This is a genomic window from Leifsonia sp. 115AMFTsu3.1 (genome assembly GCF_004362795.1).
Taxonomy (GTDB): domain Bacteria; phylum Actinomycetota; class Actinomycetes; order Actinomycetales; family Microbacteriaceae; genus Leifsonia.
This window is the reverse complement of record NZ_SNYB01000002.1, coordinates 1,347,610-1,367,963: the sequence shown is the minus strand read 5'-3', so window position 1 is coordinate 1,367,963 and position 20,354 is coordinate 1,347,610. Positions and strand designations below refer to the sequence as shown.

At 70.2% G+C, this 20,354-nt stretch carries 15 protein-coding genes; 4 read left to right on the top strand and 11 right to left on the bottom strand.

Going from position 1 to position 20,354, the window contains the following annotated elements; translation table 11 throughout:
* Positions 1 to 67: 67 nt before the first annotated feature.
* The 3 genes from AXZ95_RS17580 to AXZ95_RS17570 are packed head-to-tail and all read right to left on the bottom strand — an operon-like array spanning position 68 to position 5,080.
* A complete protein-coding gene (locus AXZ95_RS17580; RefSeq protein WP_051087317.1) occupies positions 68 to 1,282 on the bottom strand; it encodes an acyl-CoA dehydrogenase family protein in 1,215 nt (404 codons plus the stop codon).
* Between the two features lie 35 nt (positions 1,283 to 1,317).
* Complete coding sequence (locus AXZ95_RS17575; RefSeq protein WP_018191478.1) at positions 1,318 to 3,468, bottom strand: biotin carboxylase N-terminal domain-containing protein; 2,151 nt, start codon at positions 3,466 to 3,468, stop codon at positions 1,318 to 1,320.
* Between the two features lie 4 nt (positions 3,469 to 3,472).
* On the bottom strand, positions 3,473 to 5,080 hold the full coding sequence (locus AXZ95_RS17570; protein WP_018191479.1) for a carboxyl transferase domain-containing protein: 1,608 nt from the start codon (positions 5,078 to 5,080) through the stop codon (positions 3,473 to 3,475).
* A 120-nt stretch (positions 5,081 to 5,200) separates the two neighbouring features.
* Between AXZ95_RS17570 and AXZ95_RS17565 the strand changes: the two genes are divergently transcribed.
* Positions 5,201 to 5,824 (top strand): TetR/AcrR family transcriptional regulator, encoded by a 624-nt coding sequence (locus AXZ95_RS17565; RefSeq protein WP_018191480.1) that lies wholly within the window; start codon positions 5,201 to 5,203, stop codon positions 5,822 to 5,824.
* A gap of 78 nt (positions 5,825 to 5,902) precedes the next feature.
* Here the strand turns inward: AXZ95_RS17565 and AXZ95_RS17560 are convergent, their stop codons facing one another.
* The 5 genes from AXZ95_RS17560 to AXZ95_RS17540 all read right to left on the bottom strand — a co-directional run bounded on the left by AXZ95_RS17560 (position 5,903) and on the right by AXZ95_RS17540 (position 11,979).
* Entirely contained in the window at positions 5,903 to 8,506 is a 2,604-nt protein-coding gene (locus tag AXZ95_RS17560; protein WP_026307222.1) for a penicillin acylase family protein, read from the bottom strand.
* A gap of 78 nt (positions 8,507 to 8,584) precedes the next feature.
* Positions 8,585 to 9,913, bottom strand: a complete 1,329-nt coding sequence (locus AXZ95_RS17555) for a citrate synthase (protein WP_018191482.1) — start codon at positions 9,911 to 9,913, stop codon at positions 8,585 to 8,587.
* Between the two features lie 157 nt (positions 9,914 to 10,070).
* Positions 10,071 to 11,189, bottom strand: coding sequence for a succinyldiaminopimelate transaminase (dapC, locus tag AXZ95_RS17550; RefSeq protein ID WP_018191483.1), 1,119 nt, complete (start codon positions 11,187 to 11,189; stop codon positions 10,071 to 10,073).
* Positions 11,190 to 11,243: 54 nt separating this feature from the next.
* Complete coding sequence (fdxA, locus tag AXZ95_RS17545) at positions 11,244 to 11,564, bottom strand: ferredoxin (RefSeq protein WP_018191484.1); 321 nt, start codon at positions 11,562 to 11,564, stop codon at positions 11,244 to 11,246.
* A gap of 34 nt (positions 11,565 to 11,598) precedes the next feature.
* On the bottom strand, positions 11,599 to 11,979 hold the full coding sequence (locus AXZ95_RS17540; RefSeq protein WP_018191485.1) for a hypothetical protein: 381 nt from the start codon (positions 11,977 to 11,979) through the stop codon (positions 11,599 to 11,601).
* Positions 11,980 to 12,079: 100 nt separating this feature from the next.
* Here AXZ95_RS17540 and efeU point away from each other — a divergent pair, with 100 nt between their 5' ends.
* The 3 genes from efeU (at position 12,080) to efeB (ending at position 15,553) form a co-directional block, all read left to right on the top strand.
* Positions 12,080 to 12,943 carry an iron uptake transporter permease EfeU gene (efeU, locus tag AXZ95_RS17535; RefSeq protein ID WP_018191486.1) on the top strand — a complete coding sequence of 288 codons (864 nt, stop codon included), beginning with the start codon at positions 12,080 to 12,082 and terminating at the stop codon, positions 12,941 to 12,943.
* Between the two features lie 82 nt (positions 12,944 to 13,025).
* Positions 13,026 to 14,231, top strand: coding sequence for an iron uptake system protein EfeO (gene efeO / locus AXZ95_RS17530; RefSeq protein WP_018191487.1), 1,206 nt, complete (start codon positions 13,026 to 13,028; stop codon positions 14,229 to 14,231).
* A gap of 5 nt (positions 14,232 to 14,236) precedes the next feature.
* Positions 14,237 to 15,553 (top strand): iron uptake transporter deferrochelatase/peroxidase subunit, encoded by a 1,317-nt coding sequence (efeB, locus tag AXZ95_RS17525; protein ID WP_018191488.1) that lies wholly within the window; start codon positions 14,237 to 14,239, stop codon positions 15,551 to 15,553.
* Positions 15,554 to 15,575: 22 nt separating this feature from the next.
* Here the strand turns inward: efeB and AXZ95_RS17520 are convergent, their stop codons facing one another.
* The 3 genes from AXZ95_RS17520 to AXZ95_RS17510 all read right to left on the bottom strand — a co-directional run bounded on the left by AXZ95_RS17520 (position 15,576) and on the right by AXZ95_RS17510 (position 20,327).
* The gene (locus AXZ95_RS17520; protein ID WP_018191489.1) at positions 15,576 to 16,040 is read right to left on the bottom strand and encodes a hypothetical protein; all 465 of its coding nucleotides are present in this window, start codon (positions 16,038 to 16,040) and stop codon (positions 15,576 to 15,578) included.
* 129 nt (positions 16,041 to 16,169) lie between these two features.
* Positions 16,170 to 18,095 carry a translational GTPase TypA gene (typA, locus tag AXZ95_RS17515; protein ID WP_018191490.1) on the bottom strand — a complete coding sequence of 642 codons (1,926 nt, stop codon included), beginning with the start codon at positions 18,093 to 18,095 and terminating at the stop codon, positions 16,170 to 16,172.
* A 369-nt stretch (positions 18,096 to 18,464) separates the two neighbouring features.
* Complete coding sequence (locus AXZ95_RS17510) at positions 18,465 to 20,327, bottom strand: ABC transporter ATP-binding protein (RefSeq protein WP_018191491.1); 1,863 nt, start codon at positions 20,325 to 20,327, stop codon at positions 18,465 to 18,467.
* Positions 20,328 to 20,354 lie beyond the last annotated feature (27 nt).

Genomic DNA, 20,354 nt, shown 5'->3' with positions numbered 1-20,354 from the left:
GAGTTTTTCCGGCGACACGCCGGGTGCTGCGCGGAAAAACTCAGGAGCTGTCTGCTGCGGATTCAGGTTAGGCGGAGAAGCCCAGCGCGCGCGAGATCACCATCAGCTGGACCTCGCTCGTGCCCTCGCCGATCTCCAGGATCTTCGAGTCGCGGTAGTGCCGCGCGACCGGGTTCTCGTTGAGGAAGCCGTAGCCGCCGAAGATCTGCGTGGCGTCGCGGGCGTTGTCCATCGCGGCCTCGCTGGAGACCAGCTTGGCGACGGAGGCCTCCATCTTGAACGGCTTGCCGGCCATCAGCTTGAAGCAGGCGTCGTAGTAGGCGAGCCGGGCGGTGTGGACCCGGGCTTGCATCCGCGCGATCTTGAAGGCGATGTACTGGTTGGATCCGATCGGCCGGCCGAACACGTTCCGGCTCTTGGCGTAGCGGATGGCCTCCTCCAGGCAGCCCTGCGCGGCACCCGTGCAGAGCGCGGCGAACGCCACGCGGCCCTCGTCGAGGGTCGCCACGAAGTTCGCGTAGCCGCGGCCGCGCGCCCCCAGGAGGTTCGCCTCCGGGACGCGCACGTCGGTGAGGGTCAACGGATGCGTGTCCGAGGTGTGCCAGCCGACCTTGTCGTACACGGGCTCCGCGACGAAGCCGGGGGTGCCGGTCGGGACGATGATCGCCGACAGCTCCTTCTTCATCGATCCGTCCGCGCGCCGCTCCTCGCCGGTGACCGCCGTGATGGTGACCAGCCGTGTGATGTCCGATCCGGAGTTGGTGATGAACTGCTTGGTTCCGTTGATCACCCACTCGCCGTCGTGCAGCTCGGCCGTGGTCTTCGTGCCGGACGCGTCGGAGCCCGCCTCGGCCTCGGTGAGCCCGAAACCGGCGAGCGCCTCGCCGCGGGCGAGCATCGGCAGCCACTGCTGCTTCTGCTCCTCGGTGCCGCTGCGGAAGATCGGCATGGCGCCGAGTCCGACGCCGGCCTCCAGGGTGACGCCGATCGACTGGTCGACGCGTCCCAGCTGCTCCACGGCGAGGCAGAGGGACAGGTAGTCCTTGCCCTGGCCGCCGTATTCGACCGGGAACGGGAGACCGAACAGGCCCATCCGGCCCATCTCGGCGATGATGTCGTACGGGAGGCTGCGCTTGGTGTCGTACTCGTAGGCGGCGGGCGCGACGACCGTGTCGGCGAAGTCGCGGACCTCTTCGCGGAGGCGGCGCTGCTCGTCGGTGAGCTGGAAGCCGGCGACGTCGGTGTCGTCGGCTCCGGCCGCAGGGCCGGTGGGGCGGGTCATCTGCATGGTCATGCGGGTCCTGTCTCTTGTGGTGACTATCGCTGTGCGGCGGCCGGTCGTGTCGGCGCCGCGTCCGCCGGCTGGGGCGGAACGTTGGAAGTGCTCGGGATGGGCGGAGTCGCGTCGGCAGCGTCCGCATCGTCCGCCTCGTCGGCGTCGACGCGGGCGACGAGCTGATCGAGCCGCACCAGGTCGCCGGGGCCGACGTGCACCGCGACGACGCCGTCGACGGGCGCCACCAGGCGGTGCTCCATCTTCATCGCCTCGACCACGACGACCGTGTCGCCCGCGGCGACGCGCGCGCCGGTCTCGACCGGGACGGCGACAACGGTGCCGGGCATGGGCGAGCGGAGCTCGGGATGCGCCGCGAGCGTCCCGCGGTCGACCGCGGCCAGCCGCTCGGCGAGGCGCGTCGCGCGGTCGCGCAGCCGCAGCGGACGGGAGCGGCCCTCACGCGCCAGCCACACGGTGTCGCCGTCGCGTGCGATGTCGAAGCGGATGGTCTCACCATCGAGGTCGAGGAGGGCGACCGCGGGGCGGCCCGCCGCGTCCGGTTCGCGCAGGCGGAGGGTGGCGCGGCGCGCGTCGGGCGCCGACGTATCGGCTGCATCCCGAACCACGGTGACCGTCGCGTCCTCGACCGGTCCGCTGACGGACACCGCCACCCCGTCGACGTCGTACCGCACCGGTCGCGCCCGGCCGGGACGCCATCCCGTCGGCGCACCCCACACCGCGCCGACTCCCGTCGGCGGTTGCTGCCAGCGGTGACGGTGCGCGAGCAGCGCCGCCGCGATCAGCTCCGGCTCGGTCACCGGCGCGGGCGTCTGCTCGGCGAAGCGGCGGTCGATCAGGGTGGTGTCCATCCGTCCGGCCAGGACGTCGTCGTCGGAGACGAGCCCGACGAGCCACGCCAGGTTGGAGACCGCGCCGAGGATGCTCGTGCCGGCGAGCGCGCCGCGCAGTCGGGCGAAGGCCTGGTCGCGGTCCTCGCCCCAGGCGACGATCTTGGCGAGCATGGGGTCGTAGTCGGTGACGATCGGGATGCCCGCGACGATGCCGCTGTCGACCCGCACGCCGTCGCCCGCCGGCTCGCGCAGCGCCAGCACGTGGCCGGCCGCGGGCAGGAAGCCGCGCTCCGGGTCCTCCGCGTAGACGCGCGCCTCGACGGCGTGGCCGTTCAGGCGCACGTCCTCCTGCGCGAACGACAGCGGCTCGCCCGCGGCGATCCGCAGCTGCTGCTCGACGAGATCCAGACCCGTCACCAGCTCGGTCACGGGATGCTCGACCTGCAGCCGGGTGTTCATCTCCATGAAGAAGAACTCGTCCGGCGCCTCGGCCGACACCAGGAACTCCACCGTCCCTGCGCCCACATAGCCGACGCTCTCGGCGACACGGCAGGCGGCCTCGCCGATGCGCGCTCTGGTCGCCTCGTCCAGCAGCGGTGACGGCGCCTCCTCCACCACCTTCTGGTGGCGGCGCTGCAGCGAGCACTCGCGCTCGCCCAAGTGGACGATCCCGCCGTGGCGGTCCGCGAGCACCTGCACCTCGATGTGGCGAGGGGAGGCGACCAGCCGCTCCAAGAACAGGGTGTCGTCGCCGAATGCGGCCGCGGCGACGCGTCGGGCCGCCCGCAGCGCCTCCGGGAGCTCGCCCGCAGAGCGCACGGCCTGCATCCCCTTGCCCCCGCCGCCCGCCGACGGCTTGACCAGCACGGGGAACCCGATGCGCTCGGCGGCGGCGATCAGGTCGTCGTCGCCGAGGCCCGGCTCGGCGATCCCGGGGATCGTCGGCACGCCGTGCTCGGCGACCGCGTGCTTCGCCGTGATCTTGTCGCCCATGACCTCCAGCGCGTGGACGCCCGGGCCCACGAACACGATGCCCGCCGCCTCGCACGCCTCAGCGAGCGCCGGGTTCTCGGAGAGGAAGCCGTAGCCGGGGTGGACGGCCTCGGCGCCGGTGCGGCGGGCCGCATCCACGATCCGGTCGACATCCAGGTAGCTCTCGCGCGCGGCGGGCGGTCCGAGGCGCACGGCGACGTCGGCGAGCGCGACGTGCGGCGCATCGCGGTCGGCGTCGCTGTAGACCGCGACCGAGCGGATGCCCAGGCGCTGCAGGGTGCGGATGACGCGGCAGGCGATCTCGCCGCGATTGGCGACGAGGACGGTGCGGAAGGGGGTGGAGGTCACGCGATCACATCCGGAAGAGCCCGAAGGCGGTGTCGGGCAGCGGCGAGCGGGAGACGACGTCGAGCGCCAGGCCCAGCACGGTGCGGGTCTCGGCGGGGTCGATCACCCCGTCGTCCCAGAGTCGGGCAGTCGAGTAGTACGGGTTGCCCTGCTCCTCGTACTGGGCGGCGATCGGGGCGCGGAACGCGGCCTCGTCGTCGGAGGACCACTCTTCGCCGCGTGCGTCCAGCTGGTCGCGCTTGACGGTGGCCAGCACGCTGGCCGCCTGCTGGCCGCCCATCACCGAGATGCGGGCGGCGGGCCACATCCACAGGAAGCGGGGCGAGTAGGCCCGGCCGCACATGGAGTAGTTGCCGGCGCCGAAAGACCCGCCGATCACCACGGTGAGCTTCGGCACGCGGGCCGTCGCGACGGCCGTGACCATCTTGGCGCCGTTCTTGGCGATCCCGCCCGCCTCGTAGTCGCGGCCGACCATGAAGCCGGAGATGTTCTGCAGGAAGAGCAGCGGGATGCCGCGCTGGTCGCACAGCTCGATGAAGTGTGCGCCCTTGAGGGCCGACTCGCTGAACAGTACGCCGTTGTTCGCGACGATACCGACGGGATGCCCGTGGATGTGCGCGAAGCCGGTCACGAGTGTGGTGCCGTACTCCGGCTTGAACTCGTGGAAGCCGCTGCCGTCCACGATGCGCGCGATCACCTCGTGGACGTCGTAGGGCGCCTGCACGTCGACCGGGACGACCCCGTACAGCTCGGCCGGATCGGCCGCGGGCTCGACCGGCGCTTCGACCGCCCAGGCCGGCGCCGCGGGTGGCGGGAGCGTCCCGACGATGTCGCGCACGATGGCGAGCGCGTGCTCGTCGTCCTCCGCCAGGTGGTCGACCACGCCGGACGTGCGGGCGTGCAGGTCGCCGCCGCCGAGCTCCTCCGCGCTGACGATCTCGCCGATGGCCGCCTTCACGAGCGGAGGACCGCCCAGGAAGATGGTGCCCTGGTTGCGGACGATCACCGTCTCGTCGCTCATCGCGGGCACGTAGGCGCCGCCGGCGGTGCACGAGCCGAGCACGGCGGCGATCTGCGGGATCTTCGCCGCGGAGAGCCGCGCCTGGTTGTAGAAGATGCGGCCGAAGTGGTCGCGGTCCGGGAAGACCTCGTCCTGCATCGGCAGGAACGCTCCTCCCGAGTCGACCAGGTAGATGCAGGGCAGCCGGTTCTCCAGCGCCACCTCCTGCGCCCGCAGGTGCTTCTTGACGGTCATCGGGTAATACGTCCCGCCCTTGACCGTGGCGTCGTTGCACACGACCATGACGTGGCGGCCCGCGACCAGGCCGATCCCGGCGATCACGCCGGCCGCGGGGCTCTCGTCGTCGTACATCCCGGTGGCGGCGAGCGGCGCCAGCTCGAGGAACGGGCTGCCCTCGTCGAGCAGGGCGTCGATGCGGTCGCGCGGCAGCAGCTTGCCGCGGGCGACGTGACGCTCGCGGGCGCGCTCGGGGCCGCCGGCCGCCGCGACGGCCAGTCGCCGCCGCAGATCGGCGACGAGCTCGCGCTGGGCGGCGTCGTTCTGCTCGAACCGGGCGTCCGTCGCGGACGCCTCACTGGTCAGGGTCGGCATGCTGCTCCATATGTCGTCGTCGACATCCGGTTAGTGGTCACTAACTCGGTTTTTAGGTTAGTGTTCATTAACCGAAAAGTCCAGCGTCGCCGACCGGGCGGCCCGACCCCATCGAGGACGATGACCCAGCCGAGTCCCGCCGCTCCCCTCGAGCGGCCGACGCAGCGCAGCCAGGCCAAGGCCGACCGGCGTGCCGCGCTGCTCGAGTCCGCTGCGACGCTCTTCGCCGAGCGCGGCTTCAACGGCGTCTCGATCGAAGACCTCGGGGCGGCCGTCGGCGTGAGCGGCCCGGCGGTGTACCGTCACTTCTCCTCCAAACAGGCCGTGCTGTCGGCGCTCCTGATCGGGGTGAGCGAGCGTCTGCTCGCAGGCGGTCAGGCGGTCGAGCAGGCTGCGGCGGATGCGGCGACGGCCCTGCGGTCGCTGATCGGCTTCCACATCGACTTCGCCCTCGGCGAGCCCGACACCATCCGCGTGCAGGACCGCGACCTCGACTCGCTCGACGATGCCGCCCGCCGCCAGGTCCGCCGTCTCCAGCGCCGTTACGTGGAGGTGTGGATGGGCGTGCTCGGCACCCTGCACCCCGCCCTCGCCGACGACGAGCTGCGCGTGCGTGTGCAGGCCACGTTCGGCCTCCTGAACTCGACCCCGCACACCGCGCGCGTCGGGGCGCTCCAGGTCGCGCCCGGGGTCGTGCGCCCCGTCCTCGAGCGCATGGCCTGGGCCGCCCTCACCTCCCCCTGACCGACATTCGTGCCGAATGTGCGTTCAGCGGCGCGCTTTCCGCACATTCGGCACGAATCCTCGGAGGAGGAGCAGGAGTCAGCGCGCGGGACGCAGCGTCAGGGTCTGGTCCGCCGCCTTCTTCACGGCCGCCGGGGTGAACGGCCACGGGCGCGTCTTGCCGACGGCCCACAGGTCGGTCTGATCGGTGTAGTGCGCGTCGAACGCGTGACCGGACGCTCCCGTGAGGTTGATCCACGTGCTCTTGTCGAAGTCGGAGAGGTCGACGACCATCCGCATCGACGGCACGCGCTGCACCGCGAAGCCGACGGTCGCATCCCAGCCCGCCGCATCCACGACGCTGCTGCCGCCGCCCACGTGCCAGGGCCCGCGGTTCAGTAGCGCCTCGATGGGGGCGATGCCCGACTCTCCCAGGCTCGCGTTCTTCAGCGTGAGCGTGTGGAGGCGGTCCCAGCGCCACGACGACACGTCGCCGCCCAGCTGGTGGGCGGTCTCCTTCCACGCCTGACCGGCGGCGTAGGCGATCATCGAGTCGCGGTCGGACGTGCCGAGGTCCGAGTCCGCCCACCACGACGACTCCGGCTGCCCGAGCAGGGAGGCGACGACGGTGAACCAGCGGTCGCCGCCGGTCGGCGCCGTGGCCGCCGGGATCTTCCGGGCGAACATGTCGTGGAGCAGCTCCCGCCAGAACACCGCGAAGTAGGCGGCGGCCGCGCTGTCCGCATCGTCGCGGTAGTCCCAGTCGGCGAGCAGCCGGGCGGCCTGCTGCACATCGGCGGACGCATCCGGCTTCTCGGCCACCGCACGGATCACCGGGACGAGGTTCGCCGCATTCGCGTCGTAGGTGTCCGCCTGGATGTCCGACATGTCTTTCGACGTCAGCTTCTTCCCCTGCGCCATCAGGGCGCTCAGCCGCACCTCGATCTGGTTGGCGCGGTACCCCTGGTCCCAGTCCGCCGTGATCAGCCGCGGGAAACCCGGCCCGACGGCGGCGTTGTTCGCCGTGACGATGTATCCGGCCGGCGGGTCGAACACCGACGGCAGCTCTTCGAACGGGATGGTGCCCGTCCAGCCGTACCCGCTGCTCCAGCCGGGCATCGGCATCGTCCCGTCGCCACCCGAGCGGACCGGGATGAGGCCGGGCGCCTGGTAGCCGATGTTGCCGTCCACGTCGGCGTAGACCAGGTTCTGCGACGGAACCTGGAACTGCTGGGCCGCCGCCCGGAAGCTCGGCCAGTCGCGGGCGGTGTCGAAGGCGAAGATCGCGTTCGCGGTCGTGCCGGGGGTCAGCGCCGTCCACGCCAGCGACAGCTGGAACTGTTGCGCGGGCACACCGAGCTTGCCCGCCTGGTCCTTCGCGATCACGGCGTACGCATCGCCGATGTCCGTCACGATCGGGCCGTGGCGGGTCGACCGGACGGTGATCGTCACATCCTTGCCGCCGGCGACACGGATGCGCTCCGTGCGCTTCTCAAGCGGCACCTGCTGGCCGTCGTACTCGTACGTGTCGCCGGTGACCTTCTCGACGAACAGGTCGGCGACGTCCGGACCCAGGTTGGTGAAGCCCCAGGAGATGCGGTCGTTGTGGCCGATGATGATGCCCGGGAAGCCGGAGAAGCTGAAGCCGGACACGTCGAACGGGCACTCCGGCCCCACCGTCGTGCAGTGCAAGCCCATCTGGTACCAGACCGACGGCAGGGCGGCGCCGAGGTGCGGGTCGTTGGCGAGGAGCGGCTTGCCGCTGGCGGTGTGCGCCCCGCCGATCACCCACGAGTTGGATCCGATGCCGTCGCCGGCCGGACCCATCAGCTGCGGCAGGGAGTCGACACTCGCGGCCACCTGCTCCAGCTGCGACGCGTATGCGGTCGGCGCCGGGGCGGAGGCGTCCGCGGAGGACTGGTCCGCGGCTCCCGCGGCACCCGCTTCGGCATCCGGCGTGACGGTCCGCGGGTTCCCGCCGCCGAGGTCGGTGATCGTCGGGTGGCCCGTGTACGGGTAGCCGGGATGGAGTTCCGCGACCTGCTCCAGCTTCAGCTTGGTCGCCAGCAGCGCGCGGTCGATCTCGTCCTCGAGGTTCGACCGGAGGTCCCATGCCATCGCCTTGAGCCACGCGATCGAGTCGGCGGGGGTCCAGGGCTCCGGCTTATACGACGGATTCTGAAGGCCGAGGATGGCGTACTCCAGCGACAGCCCCGCGCCCGACCGCTGCTTGAGGTAGGCGTTCACGCCGTCCGCGTAGTCCTGGTAGTACCGCAGCGAGGTCGGATCGAGCAGCTTCACCTCCTGCTCGGCGACGCGACGCCAGCCGAGCGTGCGGATGAAGGTGTCGGTCGGCACCTGGCTCGCGCCGAACATCTCCGACAGCCGGCCCGCGGTGACGTGACGGCGGAAGTCCATCTCCCAGAAGCGGTCCTGCGCGTGCACGTACCCCTGCGCGCGGAAGAGGTCGTCGGCGGTGGATGCCGACAGCTGCGGCACACCGGCGTCGTCGCGGTACACCGTGACCGGCTTCGTGAGGCCCGGCACATCCACTGACCCGGCGGTCTGCGGGAACGAGCGCGTGATCGTCCACACGCCGATGCCCCCGGCGACGACGACCAGCACCAGGAGGACGGCGAGCACGCCGCCGATCACCCTCAGGACCCGATGGTGCCGCCTCAGTCGGGGGGTGTCGTCGCCCACGTCGCTCCTTCGTCGGCCGGTGCCGCCGTCTCGGAAGGAGCGTATCCCCCCGAGATGACGTCGAGTCGTGGATGCGGCTCAGCGGCCGAGATCGCGCTCCGGCGAGCCGACGTACAGCTGCTGCGGGCGGCCGATCTTCGTCTGCGGGTCGAGGTTCATCTCGCGCCAGTGCGCGATCCAGCCCGGCAGGCGGCCGATCGCGAAGAGCACGGTGAACATCCGCGTCGGGAAGCCCATCGCCTTGTAGATGACGCCCGTGTAGAAGTCGACGTTCGGGTACAGCTTGCGGTCGACGAAGTACTGGTCGGCCAGCGCGACCTCTTCCAGCTCCTTCGCGATGTCGAGCAGCGGGTCGTGCACGCCGAGCGCCTCGAGCACCTCGTCGGCAGACTGCTTCACGAGCTTGGCGCGGGGGTCGAAGTTCTTGTAGACGCGGTGACCGAAGCCCATCAGCTTGACGCCGGACTCCTTGTTCTTGACCCGCTCGACGAACTTCTGGACGCTCTCGCCCGAGTCGCGGATGCCCGCGAGCATCTGCAGAACGGCCTCGTTGGCTCCGCCGTGCAGCGGGCCGTAGAGGGCGTTGATGCCGGCGGAGACGGAGGCGAACAGGTTGGCCTGCGTCGACCCGACCAGGCGGACGGTCGAGGTGGACGCGTTCTGCTCGTGGTCCTCGTGCAGGATGAGCAGGCGCTCGAGCGCCCGCGACAGCACCGGGTTCACCTCGTACGGCTCCGCGAGGGTGCCGAAGTTGAGGCGCAGGAAGTTGTCCACGAAGCTCAGCGAGTTGTCCGGGTACAGGAACGCCTGGCCCAGGCTCTTCTTGTGCGCGTAGGCGGCGATCACCGGGAGCTTCGCGAGAAGCCGGATGGTCGAGAGCTCGATCTGCTCCGGGTCGTGGACGCTGAGCGAGTCCTGGTAGAAGGTCGACAGCGCCGACACCGCGCTCGACAGCACCGACATCGGGTGCGCGTCGTGCGGGAGGGCGTCGAAGAAGCGGCGCAGGTCCTCGTGCAGCAGGGTGTGCCGACGGATGCGCTCGTCGAACTCCGCGAGCTCCGACGCCGACGGCAGCTCGCCGTGGATGAGCAGCCACGCCACCTCGAGGAACGTGGAGTTCTCGGCCAGCTGCTCGATCGGGTAGCCGCGGTAGCGCAGGATGCCCTGCTCGCCGTCGATGTAGGTGATCGACGAGCGCGTGGCGGCGGTGTTCACGAAGCCGTAGTCCAGGCTGGTCAGCCCGGTCTGCTTCGTCAGCGTCGAGAAGTCGATGCTCGAGGCCCCGTCGACGCTCGGCCGGATCGGGAACTCGGCGACACCGCCCGGATAGGTCAGAGAGGCTGTCGCGAGTTCGGCCTCCGCTACGGCCTTCTCGGTGCCAGTGCTCTCGGTGCCGAGTCCGCTCACAACGCCTCCTGGTGGGTTAGTCGCCCATATGGGTGGTCAAAGGTGCGCGCCGATCGTGGCAGCGCTGCCCGGCGCCGTCCGCTCGACAGGCCGTGCCGGTACAGCCTAACGAACGCCGGCGACAACTGCGGCATCGGGCAAAGGGGCCGGCGACCCGTTAGAGGTTGTCTCCAAACGCCCGCAGCCGCTCCGCCGCCGCGGCCACTCGCTCGTCGGTCGCCGTGAGCGACAGGCGAACGTGCTCCGGGTAGAAGTCGCCGTAGAAGTGGCCGGGGCCGGCGAGGATGCCGAGGTCGGCGAGCCGTCCGATGCTCTCCCAGGCGTCGCGTCCCTCCGTCGCCCACAGGTAGAGGCCGCCCTCGCTGCGGTCGATGCGGAAGCCCGCGGCCTCGAGCGCCGGCTTCAGCAGGTCGCGACGGGATCGGTACAGCGCCTTCTGCGCCTCCACGTGCCGCTCGTCGCCGAGCGCGGTGACCATCGCGGCCTGCAGCGGCGCCGGCAGCATGAGACCGGCATGCTTCCTGACGTTGACGAGCCGCCCGATGATGGCGCTGCACCCCGCGACGAACGCCGCGCGGTAGCCGGCGAGGTTCGACTGCTTACTGAGGGAGTAGACCGCGAGGACGTTGCGGCGGTCCTGCCCGATGACCCGCGGGTCGAGGATGCTCGGAACGCGCTCCGCATCCCACGGCGCCTCCCAGCCCAGCTCGGCGTAGCACTCGTCGCTGGCGATGTAGGCGCCCAGCTCGCGGGCGCGCGCAACGGCCGCGCGCAACTCCTCGACCGAGAGGATTCGGCCGTCCGGGTTGCCCGGGGAATTCAGCCAGATCAGGCGTGTGCCCTCCGGCCATTCGGCCGGATCGTCGCTCGCGACGGCGGTCGCGCCGGCCATCGCCGCGCCGATCGCGTACGTCGGGTACGCGGCGCGCGGATGCACAACGATGTCGCCGTCGCCGAGGCCGAGCATGAACGGCAGCAGGGCGACGAGCTCCTTCGAGCCGATGGTCGGCAGCACGTTCTCGACCGTCAGCCCGCGGACACCCCGTCGGCGGTGGAACCAGTCGACGATCGCCTCGCGCAGGGCGGGCGTCCCGACGGTCTGCGGGTACGCGTGGGCGTCCGTCGCGCTGGCGAGGGCCTCGCGGATGAGGTCCGGAGTCGGGTCGACCGGCGAGCCGATCGACAGGTCGACAAGACCGTCCGCATGCGCCCGCGCCCGCTCGGCGTACGGAGCCATCTGATCCCAGGGGTAGTCCGGGAGCTCCTGCAGCGCCACGTCAGCGCTCCTTCGCCGGCGCGGCCATCGATGCCGTCATCGGTGCGCCGAGGCTCAGTGCGCCTGCGGCGGCAGCGCGGCGATCAGCGGGTGGTCCTTGGAGATCACACCCACCTTCGACGCTCCGCCGGGCGAGCCGATGTCGTCGAAGAACTCCACGTTCGCGCGGTAGTAGTCCTTCCACTCCTCGGGCAGGTCGTCCTCGTAGTAGATCGCCTCGACCGGGCAGACCGGCTCGCAGGCGCCGCAATCGACGCACTCGTCGGGGTGGATGTACAGCGACCGCTCGCCCTCGTAGATGCAGTCGACCGGACACTCGTCGATACAGGCCCTGTCCTTCACATCGACGCACGGGAGAGCGATGACATAGGTCACAGTGGATCGGATCCCTTCAGGTGGAGCTGTCCCTCTAGCTTAGGCCGTCGCGGGCCGGCTGCCGGGTCTTCACATCGGGCCAGGCGATCACGATCGCCGCGATCAGGATGGGCCCCACGAGCCACACCTGTCCGGCGAGGTCGTTCTGGATGAGCACGGAGCCGCCCGCGCTCTGCTGCGCGAACAGGAGGATGACGGCGATGCAGCCCAGCGCCGCGAGCAGCGCGGGCAGCCGGCTGTGGCCGAGCAGCCGCAGACCGACGAGCAGGGCCGTGAACGCCAGAAGCGAGCCGATCAGCCCCAGCGGGATCGGGATCCCCCAGGTCACCGAGTACTGGTGGGCGACCGTCCCGATCGCCCCGAAGACCGCTCCCGCCAGCACGAGGAGGATGGCGCTGACGATCCGGCTGAGCATCCTCGCATCCTATCTGGACACATCCAGGACGGTGCTCTACGCTCGATTCAGTAAGGTTAGCCTTACCAATCATCAGCCCCTCCCCCGACGAAGGTCACCTGTGCTCGCGAACTACCTGATCGGCCTCCGCGAAGGCCTCGAGATGGCGCTCATCGTCACCATCCTGGTGGCCTACGTGGTGAAGCTGGGCCGCACCGAGGTGCTGTCCAAGCTCTGGATCGGCGTGGGCATCGCGCTCATCGTCCCGCTCGGGATCGGCGCCGTCCTCACCTGGGGCCCCTACGGCATGAGCTTCCAGGCGCAGGAGATCCTCGGCGGCTCCCTCTCGCTGGTCGCGGTCGGGTTCGTCACCTGGATGGTGTTCTGGATGGGCAAGACCGCCCGCAGCATGAAGTCCACCCTCCAGAACCGCCTCGATTCCGCGCTCGTCGGCGCCGGCTGGGGCGTCGTGCTGCTCGCCATGCTGAGCGTCGGACGCGAAGGCATCGAGACCTCGCTCTTCGTCTGGGCGACCGTCGCGAGCACCGGGGGCAGCTGGGAGCCGGCCGTCGGCGCCCTCCTCGGCATCGCCACCGCCGCGGTCATCGGCTTCCTGCTCTACCGCGGCATGGTCAAGATCAACCTCGGCAGGTTCTTCACCTGGACCGGCGCCTTCCTCATCCTCGTCGCCGCCGGCGTGCTCGCCTACGGGCTCGGAGACCTGCAGGAGGCCGGACTCATCCCCGGCGGAGGCGTCCACGCATACGACATCAGCCGCGCGATCCCCGCCTCGAGCTGGTACGGCACCCTGGCCGCCGGCATCCTCAACTTCAACCCGTCGCCGACCGCACTGCAGGTCGCGGCCTGGTTCACCTACCTCGCTGTGGTCGGCTACTTCTACATCCGGCAGCACCGTTCCGCCGCACGACCCGCGCCGACGGCACCGGCCGCGGCTTCGGCGCCGCACGCGCCGATCGCGTCGTGACCCCCTCTTCTTGACCCCTCTTCTTGACCCCTCACTGCACCACAAGAGAAAGAACAGCACACCCATGCCTCGACAGCGCCCGGTGACCACCCGCACGCTCGCCTCCCGCTCGACCCGACGCCGCCTCACGGCCGTCGCCGGATCCCTCGCGGGGACCGCCGCCCTGGCCGCCGCGCTCACCGGCTGCGTCCCGAACCAGGCCACCGCCTCGGACGAGGCCATCGCGGTCACCCTGAGCGACGACAAGTGCACGGTGTCCACCAACACCGCGAAGGCCGGACCGATCACCTTCCAGGTGACCAACACGGGCACCGACGTGAACGAGTTCGAGCTGCTGGCCACCGACAAGCTGCGCATCGTCGGCGAGAAGGAGAACATCGGCCCGGGCACGACCGTCAACTACGTGGTCCAGCTCCCTGAGGGCGACTACTTCTCGGCCTGCCGCAAGGGGATGGTGGGCGAGCCGGCGCACGTCGCCAAATTCACCGTCACCCCGGGCACCGGCAAGACGGTCTCGCAGAGCGAGAGCAAGCAGGTCGCCCAGGCCGTCGCCAACTACACCGGCTACGTGAAGGACCAGTCCGGCGCGCTGCTGACCGCGACGAAGACCTTCGCCACCGCCTACGCCGGCGGCGACGACACGGCCGCCCGCGCGCAGTACGCAGCGGCCCGCTCCTTCTACGAGCGCATCGAGCCGACCGCCGAGCAGTTCGGCGACCTCGACCCCGCCCTCGACCTGCGCGAGGCCGACCTGGCCGAGGGCCAGGAGTGGACCGGCTGGCACCGCATCGAGAAGGACCTGTGGGCCCCCGCCGGGTACACGCCGTCCGACGCCGCAACGCGCACGCAGCTCGCCGACAAGCTCGTGACCGACACCCAGCGCCTGTACGACCTCGTCCACGCGAAGGACTTCACGCTCACCATCGACCAGATCTCCAACGGCGCCATCGGCCTGATGGAGGAGGTAGCCGGGTCGAAGATCACGGGCGAGGAGGAGGCCTTCTCGCACACGGACCTGCAGGACTTCCAGGCCAACCTCGAGGGCGCCCAGGTGGCCTACGGCGTCGTCCGCGACATCGCCGAGCAGAAGGGCAGCAACGGCAAGGACGTCGTCGCGAAGCTCGACGGCGAGTTCACGACCATCGAGAAGACGCTGGCCCAGTACCGCTCAGGCGACGGCTTCGTCAGCTACACGGAGCTCAGCACCGAGCAGGTCAAGGAGCTCTCCGACCAGGTCAACGCGCTCAGCGAACCGCTCAGCCACCTGACCTCGATCATCGTCAAGTAGGGCGCGTGACCGAGAACCACCACGACGCCGAGCGCCCGGAGGCCGACCAGGTCACCGGGCGCTCCGGCCTGTCCCGTCGAGGGATGCTCGGCCTCGCGGGCGCGACGGTCGGCGCCGGGCTCGTCGGCATCGGCGCGGGTGTCGCGGCCGACCGTGTCGTGGTCGGCGCGACCGCCGCATCCGCCACGACGTACCCGTTCTACGGCCCCCACCAGGCCGGTATCACCACGCCTGCGCAGGACCGCCTCCACTTCGCCGCCTTCGACACCTCCCCCGGCCTCGACCGGGACGGGCTGATCGAGCTGCTGCACGACTGGACGGCCGCCGCCGCGCGGATGACGCAGGGGCGTCCCGCCGGCAAGTACGGCCCAGCATCCGGACCGATGGACGCCCCGCCGGACGACACCGGCGAGGCGCTCGACCTGCCGCCCGGCGGCCTGACGCTCACCTTCGGCTTCGGTCCGACGCTGTTCCGCACGGCGAGCGGCGAGGACCGGTTCGGGATCGCGTCCCGCCGCCCGGAGGCCCTTGTGGACCTGCCCCGGTTCCCGGGCGACGCACTGCAGGAGTCGATCACCGGCGGCGACCTGTGCGTACAGGCGTGCAGCGACGACCCGCAGGTGGCGGTGCACGCTATCCGCAACCTCTCCCGCATCGCCTTCGGGCGCGCGGCGATCCGCTGGTCGCAGCTCGGCTTCGGCCGCACGTCGTCGACCTCCCGAGCCCAGGTGACCCCGCGCAACCTGTTCGGCTTCAAGGACGGCACCGCCAACATCAAGTCCGAGGACCAGACCGTGGTCGAAGACCAGGTGTGGGCCTCCGGGAGCGACGGCGCCGGGTGGATGGCCGGGGGCTCCTATCTCGTCGCCCGCAAGATCCGCATGGTGATCGAGACCTGGGACCGCCAGCAGCTCGGCGAGCAGGAGCGCATCATCGGCCGCGACAAGGGCGAGGGGGCTCCGCTCTCCGGCGGCACCGAGTTCAGCGACCCCAACTTCCTGGCGGTAGCGAAGGACGGTGGCACGAAGATCGACCCCGACTCGCACGTGCGACTCGCGCATCCCACGATGAACAGTGGCGCGCAGCTGCTCCGTCGCGGCTACAACTTCGTCGACGGCAACGACGAGCTGGGTCGCCTCAACGCCGGGCTGTTCTTCATCGCGTTCCAGCGGGATCCGCGGAAGCAGTTCATCCCGATCCAGCAGCGCCTGGCGCAGAACGACCTGATGAACGAGTACGTCCGCCACGTCGGCTCCGGCGTGTTCGCGGTACCGCCCGGTGCGAGAGAGGGCTCGTACGTGGGAGCCGGGCTCTTCGCCTAGCTTCTTCGCCTGACCTCTTCGCTCAGCCGGCCGACGGCGTCGGGCTCGGCGTGCCGCCCTTCGACACCGAGTAGTTGGCGACCCAGCCGTTGCTGCCCGCGTCCGTCACCACGACGAGCACGCCGTACGTGCCGTTGCTGAACGTCCCGGTGCCGCCGCCGTTCGGGCCGCGGGTGCCGAACTGGCCGGTGAACCCGGCGTCGGTGAGCTGCTTCTCGATGGCGGTGTAGGCGTCGCCGTTCTCGACCTTGACGGTCACGTTCCATACCTTGTCGGCGCCGGAACCGAGGCCCGCGCCGAACACGACCTCGCCGTCGGCGAGCGGGACCTCCTTCGGGAAGTCCGCCGGGACGGATTTGCCACCCAGGTCGACGTTGCCGCCCGAGACATCCTTCACGACGCCCTGGAAGCTGCACGCGGTCAGCGCGGGGGCGGCGCCCAGGAGCAGGACGGCAGCGAGGGGCAGGGCGACGAGGCGGCGTTTCATGCTGCCATTCTCCCGGATGACCGACCGGCCCTGGCTAGGCAGTGCCGCCAGCGGTCATCCAGAGGACGCAAAACGCCGTTCTGGCTGAGCCAGAACGGCGTGTTGCGACCCCTCGGTGAGCGGGGCAGGTCAGACGGCTGCGGCGTCCTGGCGCTTGAGGCGGGCGGCGGCGCGACCGCGGGCGGTCGCATCCAGCTCGACCTTGCGGATGCGCACGGCCTCCGGCGTCACCTCGACGCATTCGTCGTCGCGGGCGAACTCCAGCGACTCCTCGAGGGTCAGCTGACGGCTCGGCGTCATCGACTCGAACGTGTCGGCCGTGGAGGAGCGCATGTTGGTGAGCTTCTTCTCCTTGGTGATGTTCACGTCCATGTCGTCCGCGCGCGAGTTCTCGCCGATGACCATGCCCTCGTAGACCTCCTCCGTGGGGTTCACGAAGAACGTCATGCGCTCCTGGAGCGCGATGATGGCGAACGGCGTCACGACGCCGGCGCGGTCGGCCACGATCGAGCCGTTGCTGCGGGTCACGATGTGACCGGCCCACTCGTCGTAGCCGTGCGAGATCGCGTTCGCGATGCCCGTGCCGCGGGTGGTGGTGAGGAACTCGGTGCGGAAGCCGATCAGGCCGCGCGACGGGACGATGAACTCCATGCGGACCCAGCCGGTGCCGTGGTTCGCCATGTTCTCCATGCGGCCCTTGCGGGCGGCGAGCAGCTGCGTGATCGCACCCAGGTACTCCTCGGGGGCGTCGATGGTCAGGTGCTCGAACGGCTCGTACGTCTTGCCGTCGATCTTCTTGGTGACCACCTGCGGCTTGCCGACGGTGAGCTCGTAGCCCTCGCGGCGCATCTGCTCGACGAGGATGGCCAGGGCCAGCTCACCGCGGCCCTGCACCTCCCACGCGTCGGGACGGCCGATGTCGAGCACGCGGAGCGACACGTTTCCGACCAGCTCGCGGTCGAGGCGGTCCTTCACCATGCGCGCGGTCAGCTTGTGACCCTTCACCTTGCCGACCAGCGGCGAGGTGTTCGTCCCGATGGTCATCGAGATCGCGGGCTCGTCGACGTGGATCGCCGGAAGCGGACGCACGTCGTCCGGGTCGGCCAGAGTGTCGCCGATCATGATGTCGGCGAAACCGGCGACGGCGACGATGTCGCCGGGGCCGGCGGACTCGGCCGGGTAGCGGTCGAGCGCCTTGGTGATCAGCAGCTCGGTCACGCGGACGTTGTGCACGTCGCCGTCGTGACGGACCCAGGCGACGGTCTGGCCCTTCTTCAGGGTGCCGTTGAAGATGCGGAGCAGTGCGAGGCGGCCGAGGAACGGCGACGCGTCGAGGTTGGTCACGTGCGCCTGCAGCGGGGCCTCGGGGTCGTAGCTCGGCGCCGGGATGTGCTCCAGGATCGCCTCGAACAGCGGCTCGAGGTCGTCGTTGTCGGGCAACTCGCCGTTCGCCGGCTTGTTGCGGCTCGCAGCGCCGGCGCGACCGGACGCGTAGACGACGGGAACGTCGAGGATCGCATCCAGGTCGAGGTCCGGGACGTCGTCCGAGAGGTCGCTCGCGAGGCCGAGCAGGAGGTCCTGGCTCTCGCCGACGACCTCGTCGATGCGGGCGTCACCGCGGTCGGTCTTGTTGACCGCGAGGATGACGGGGAGCTTCGCCTCGAGCGCCTTGCGCAGCACGAAACGGGTCTGGGGCAGCGGGCCCTCGGACGCATCCACCAGCAGGACGACGCCGTCGACCATGGAGAGGCCGCGCTCGACCTCGCCGCCGAAGTCGGCGTGGCCCGGGGTGTCGATCACGTTGATGGTGATCGGGCCGTTCGGGGCGTGCTTGCCCTTGTACGAGATCGCCGTGTTCTTGGCGAGGATGGTGATGCCCTTTTCGCGCTCGAGCTCGTTCGAGTCCATCGCGCGCTCCTCGACGTGCGCGTGCGCGTCGAAGGAGTTCGTCTGCTTGAGCATGGCGTCGACCAGCGTGGTCTTGCCGTGGTCGACGTGGGCGACGATCGCGACATTTCGCAGATCATCGCGGCGGGCGACGGCGTTCTCGGACATGCGTACAGACTCGACTCTCGTCAGAAGGAAGAAGGGGAACGGTCCATTCTATCGTGGATCCGCTCCCCTTCTCCTGTGTCCGCTGTCAGCGAGCCGTTCAGCCCTGCGAAACGGAGGACGTTCGCGCGGTCACCGCCGCCCGCACCTCCCATTCGTGCGTGCCAGCGGCGTGTCCTTCCGGATCTCCTCCGTTTCGCCCGGCCCCGCCGAACCGCAATGGCCGTCCGAAACGGAGGAGATCCGACGCGCCACTCCGGACGATGTCGCCAAAGGGAGGAGTTCTCGAGCGGCCCGTGCAGGGTTTCCTCCGCCGCAGATGCAAAGAGGGCCGGTCCTGGTGGACCGACCCTCCCTGTGTCATCGAGCGGCTCAGAGCCCCTGGGCGACCGGCGGCTCGGGCGCCGGAGGCTCCTCGACGATCGTCGGGGCGGGCGCGGTGTCGTCGGAACCGGCGGCGAGCAGCTCCAGGCGCAGGGCGCGACGGGCGCGCTGCTGCTCCGGGTCCGGAAGCGGCACGGCGGCGAGCAGTCGCTGCGTGTACGCCTCCTTCGGGTAGCGGAGGATCTCGTCGCGCGTGCCCACCTCGACCAGGCGGCCGTGGTGCATCACCGCGATGCGGTCGGCGAGCACGTCGATGACGGCGAGGTCGTGGGTGATGAACAGGCAGGCGAAGTTCATCTCCTTCTGGAGGGTCTGCATCAGCTGCAGCACGCGCGCCTGCACCGACACGTCCAGCGCGCTCGTCGGCTCGTCGGCGATGAGCACCTGCGGCTTCAGCGACAGGGCGCGGGCGATGCCGACGCGCTGCTTCTGGCCGCCCGACAGCTCGTGCGGGAACCGGCTGCGGTAGGCGCGCGGAAGCTCGACGCTGTCGAGCAGGCGGTCGACCTCCTTCGAGAGCTCCGCGCCCTTGAGGTTCTTCGCGAGGCGCAGCGGCTCGGCGATGGAGTCGGAGATCTGGAGGCGCGGGTTCAGCGACGACGACGGGTCCTGGAACACGATGCCGACGTTACGGTGCAGCTTGCGGATCTCGTCCCGGCTCGGGCTGCTGATGTCCTGCCCGGCGACGACGAGCTGACCCGAATGGATGGGAAGCAGGCCGATCGCGGCGCGGCCGAGGGTCGTCTTGCCGGAGCCCGACTCGCCCACGAGGCCGACGACCTCGCCCACGTGGATCTTCAGGTCGATGTCACTCGCCGCGCGGAACGCGGGCACGCGGCCGTGCTTCGGATACTCGATCGCGACGTTGCGGAAGTCGACGACGACCTCGCGCTTGTCCATCTCGGCCTTCTCGTGCTCGGCCTGCGCCGCGCGCTCGTTGGCGCGGATGCGCTCGGTGAACGACGCGTCCGGGTTCTCCGTGCCCGCGGCGAGGGCGGCCGTCGTGTCGATCTCCTCGTCCTCGCGCTGGCCGAGGTGCGGAACGGCGTCGAGCAGGGCGATCGTGTACGGGTGCTTCGGCTCGGCGAAGACCTCCGCCACCGTCCCCGACTCGACGATGTCGCCCTTGCGCATCACGACGATGTTGTCGGCCAGGTCGGCCACAACGCCCATATCGTGGGTGATCAGCAGGATCGCGCTGTCGAGACGGTCGCGGAGGCTGCGCAGAAGCTCCAGGATCTCGGCCTGCACCGTCACGTCGAGCGCGGTGGTCGGCTCGTCGGCGATCAGCAGCTTCGGGTCGCACGAGATCGACTGAGCGATCATCGCGCGCTGGCGCTGGCCGCCGGAGAGCTGGTGCGGGTACGAGTTGAAGGCCTTCTTCGGGTCGGGAAGCTCGACCATGGCGAGCAGCTCGAGCGCGCGCTCCTTGGCCTCGTGCGGCGACATCCCGAAGTGGATGCGCAGGGTCTCGACGATCTGGAAACCGACCGTGTAGACCGGGTTCAGCGCCGTCATCGGCTCCTGGAAGATCACGGCGACCTGACGACCGCGCACGCGCCGCATCTGCGGCTGGCTGAGGCCGGTCAGCTCTCGGCCGTCCAGCTTGATGGAGCCGCGGACGCGCGAGTTCTTCGGCAGGAGGTCGAGGATCGCCATCGAGCTCGCACTCTTGCCCGAACCGGACTCACCCACGATCGCGAGCACTTCGCCCGCCTTGATCTGGTAGTTCAGGTTCTTTGCGGCGGGCACCCAGACGCCGTCCACACCGAAGTCGACGGAGAGGTCGTTCACCTCGAGGACGGGGCCGCCGGCCTGCGCCGTCGCCCGGACCGGGTTGGTCTCGGTCATGATTCGTGGTTCCTTTCGGGGGCGTTC

Excerpts from the sequence above, each read along its gene's own strand:
- AXZ95_RS17580 (WP_051087317.1), bottom strand. The coding sequence starts at position 1,282 with ATGACCCGCCCCACCGGCCCTGCGGCCGGAGCCGACGACACCGACGTC.
- AXZ95_RS17570 (WP_018191479.1), bottom strand. The coding sequence starts at position 5,080 with ATGCCGACCCTGACCAGTGAGGCGTCCGCGACGGACGCCCGGTTCGAG.
- AXZ95_RS17565 (WP_018191480.1), top strand. The coding sequence starts at position 5,201 with ATGACCCAGCCGAGTCCCGCCGCTCCCCTCGAGCGGCCGACGCAGCGC.
- AXZ95_RS17540 (WP_018191485.1), bottom strand. The coding sequence starts at position 11,979 with ATGCTCAGCCGGATCGTCAGCGCCATCCTCCTCGTGCTGGCGGGAGCG.
- AXZ95_RS17520 (WP_018191489.1), bottom strand. The coding sequence starts at position 16,040 with ATGAAACGCCGCCTCGTCGCCCTGCCCCTCGCTGCCGTCCTGCTCCTG.
- typA (WP_018191490.1), bottom strand. The coding sequence starts at position 18,095 with ATGTCCGAGAACGCCGTCGCCCGCCGCGATGATCTGCGAAATGTCGCG.
- AXZ95_RS17510 (WP_018191491.1), bottom strand. The coding sequence starts at position 20,327 with ATGACCGAGACCAACCCGGTCCGGGCGACGGCGCAGGCCGGCGGCCCC.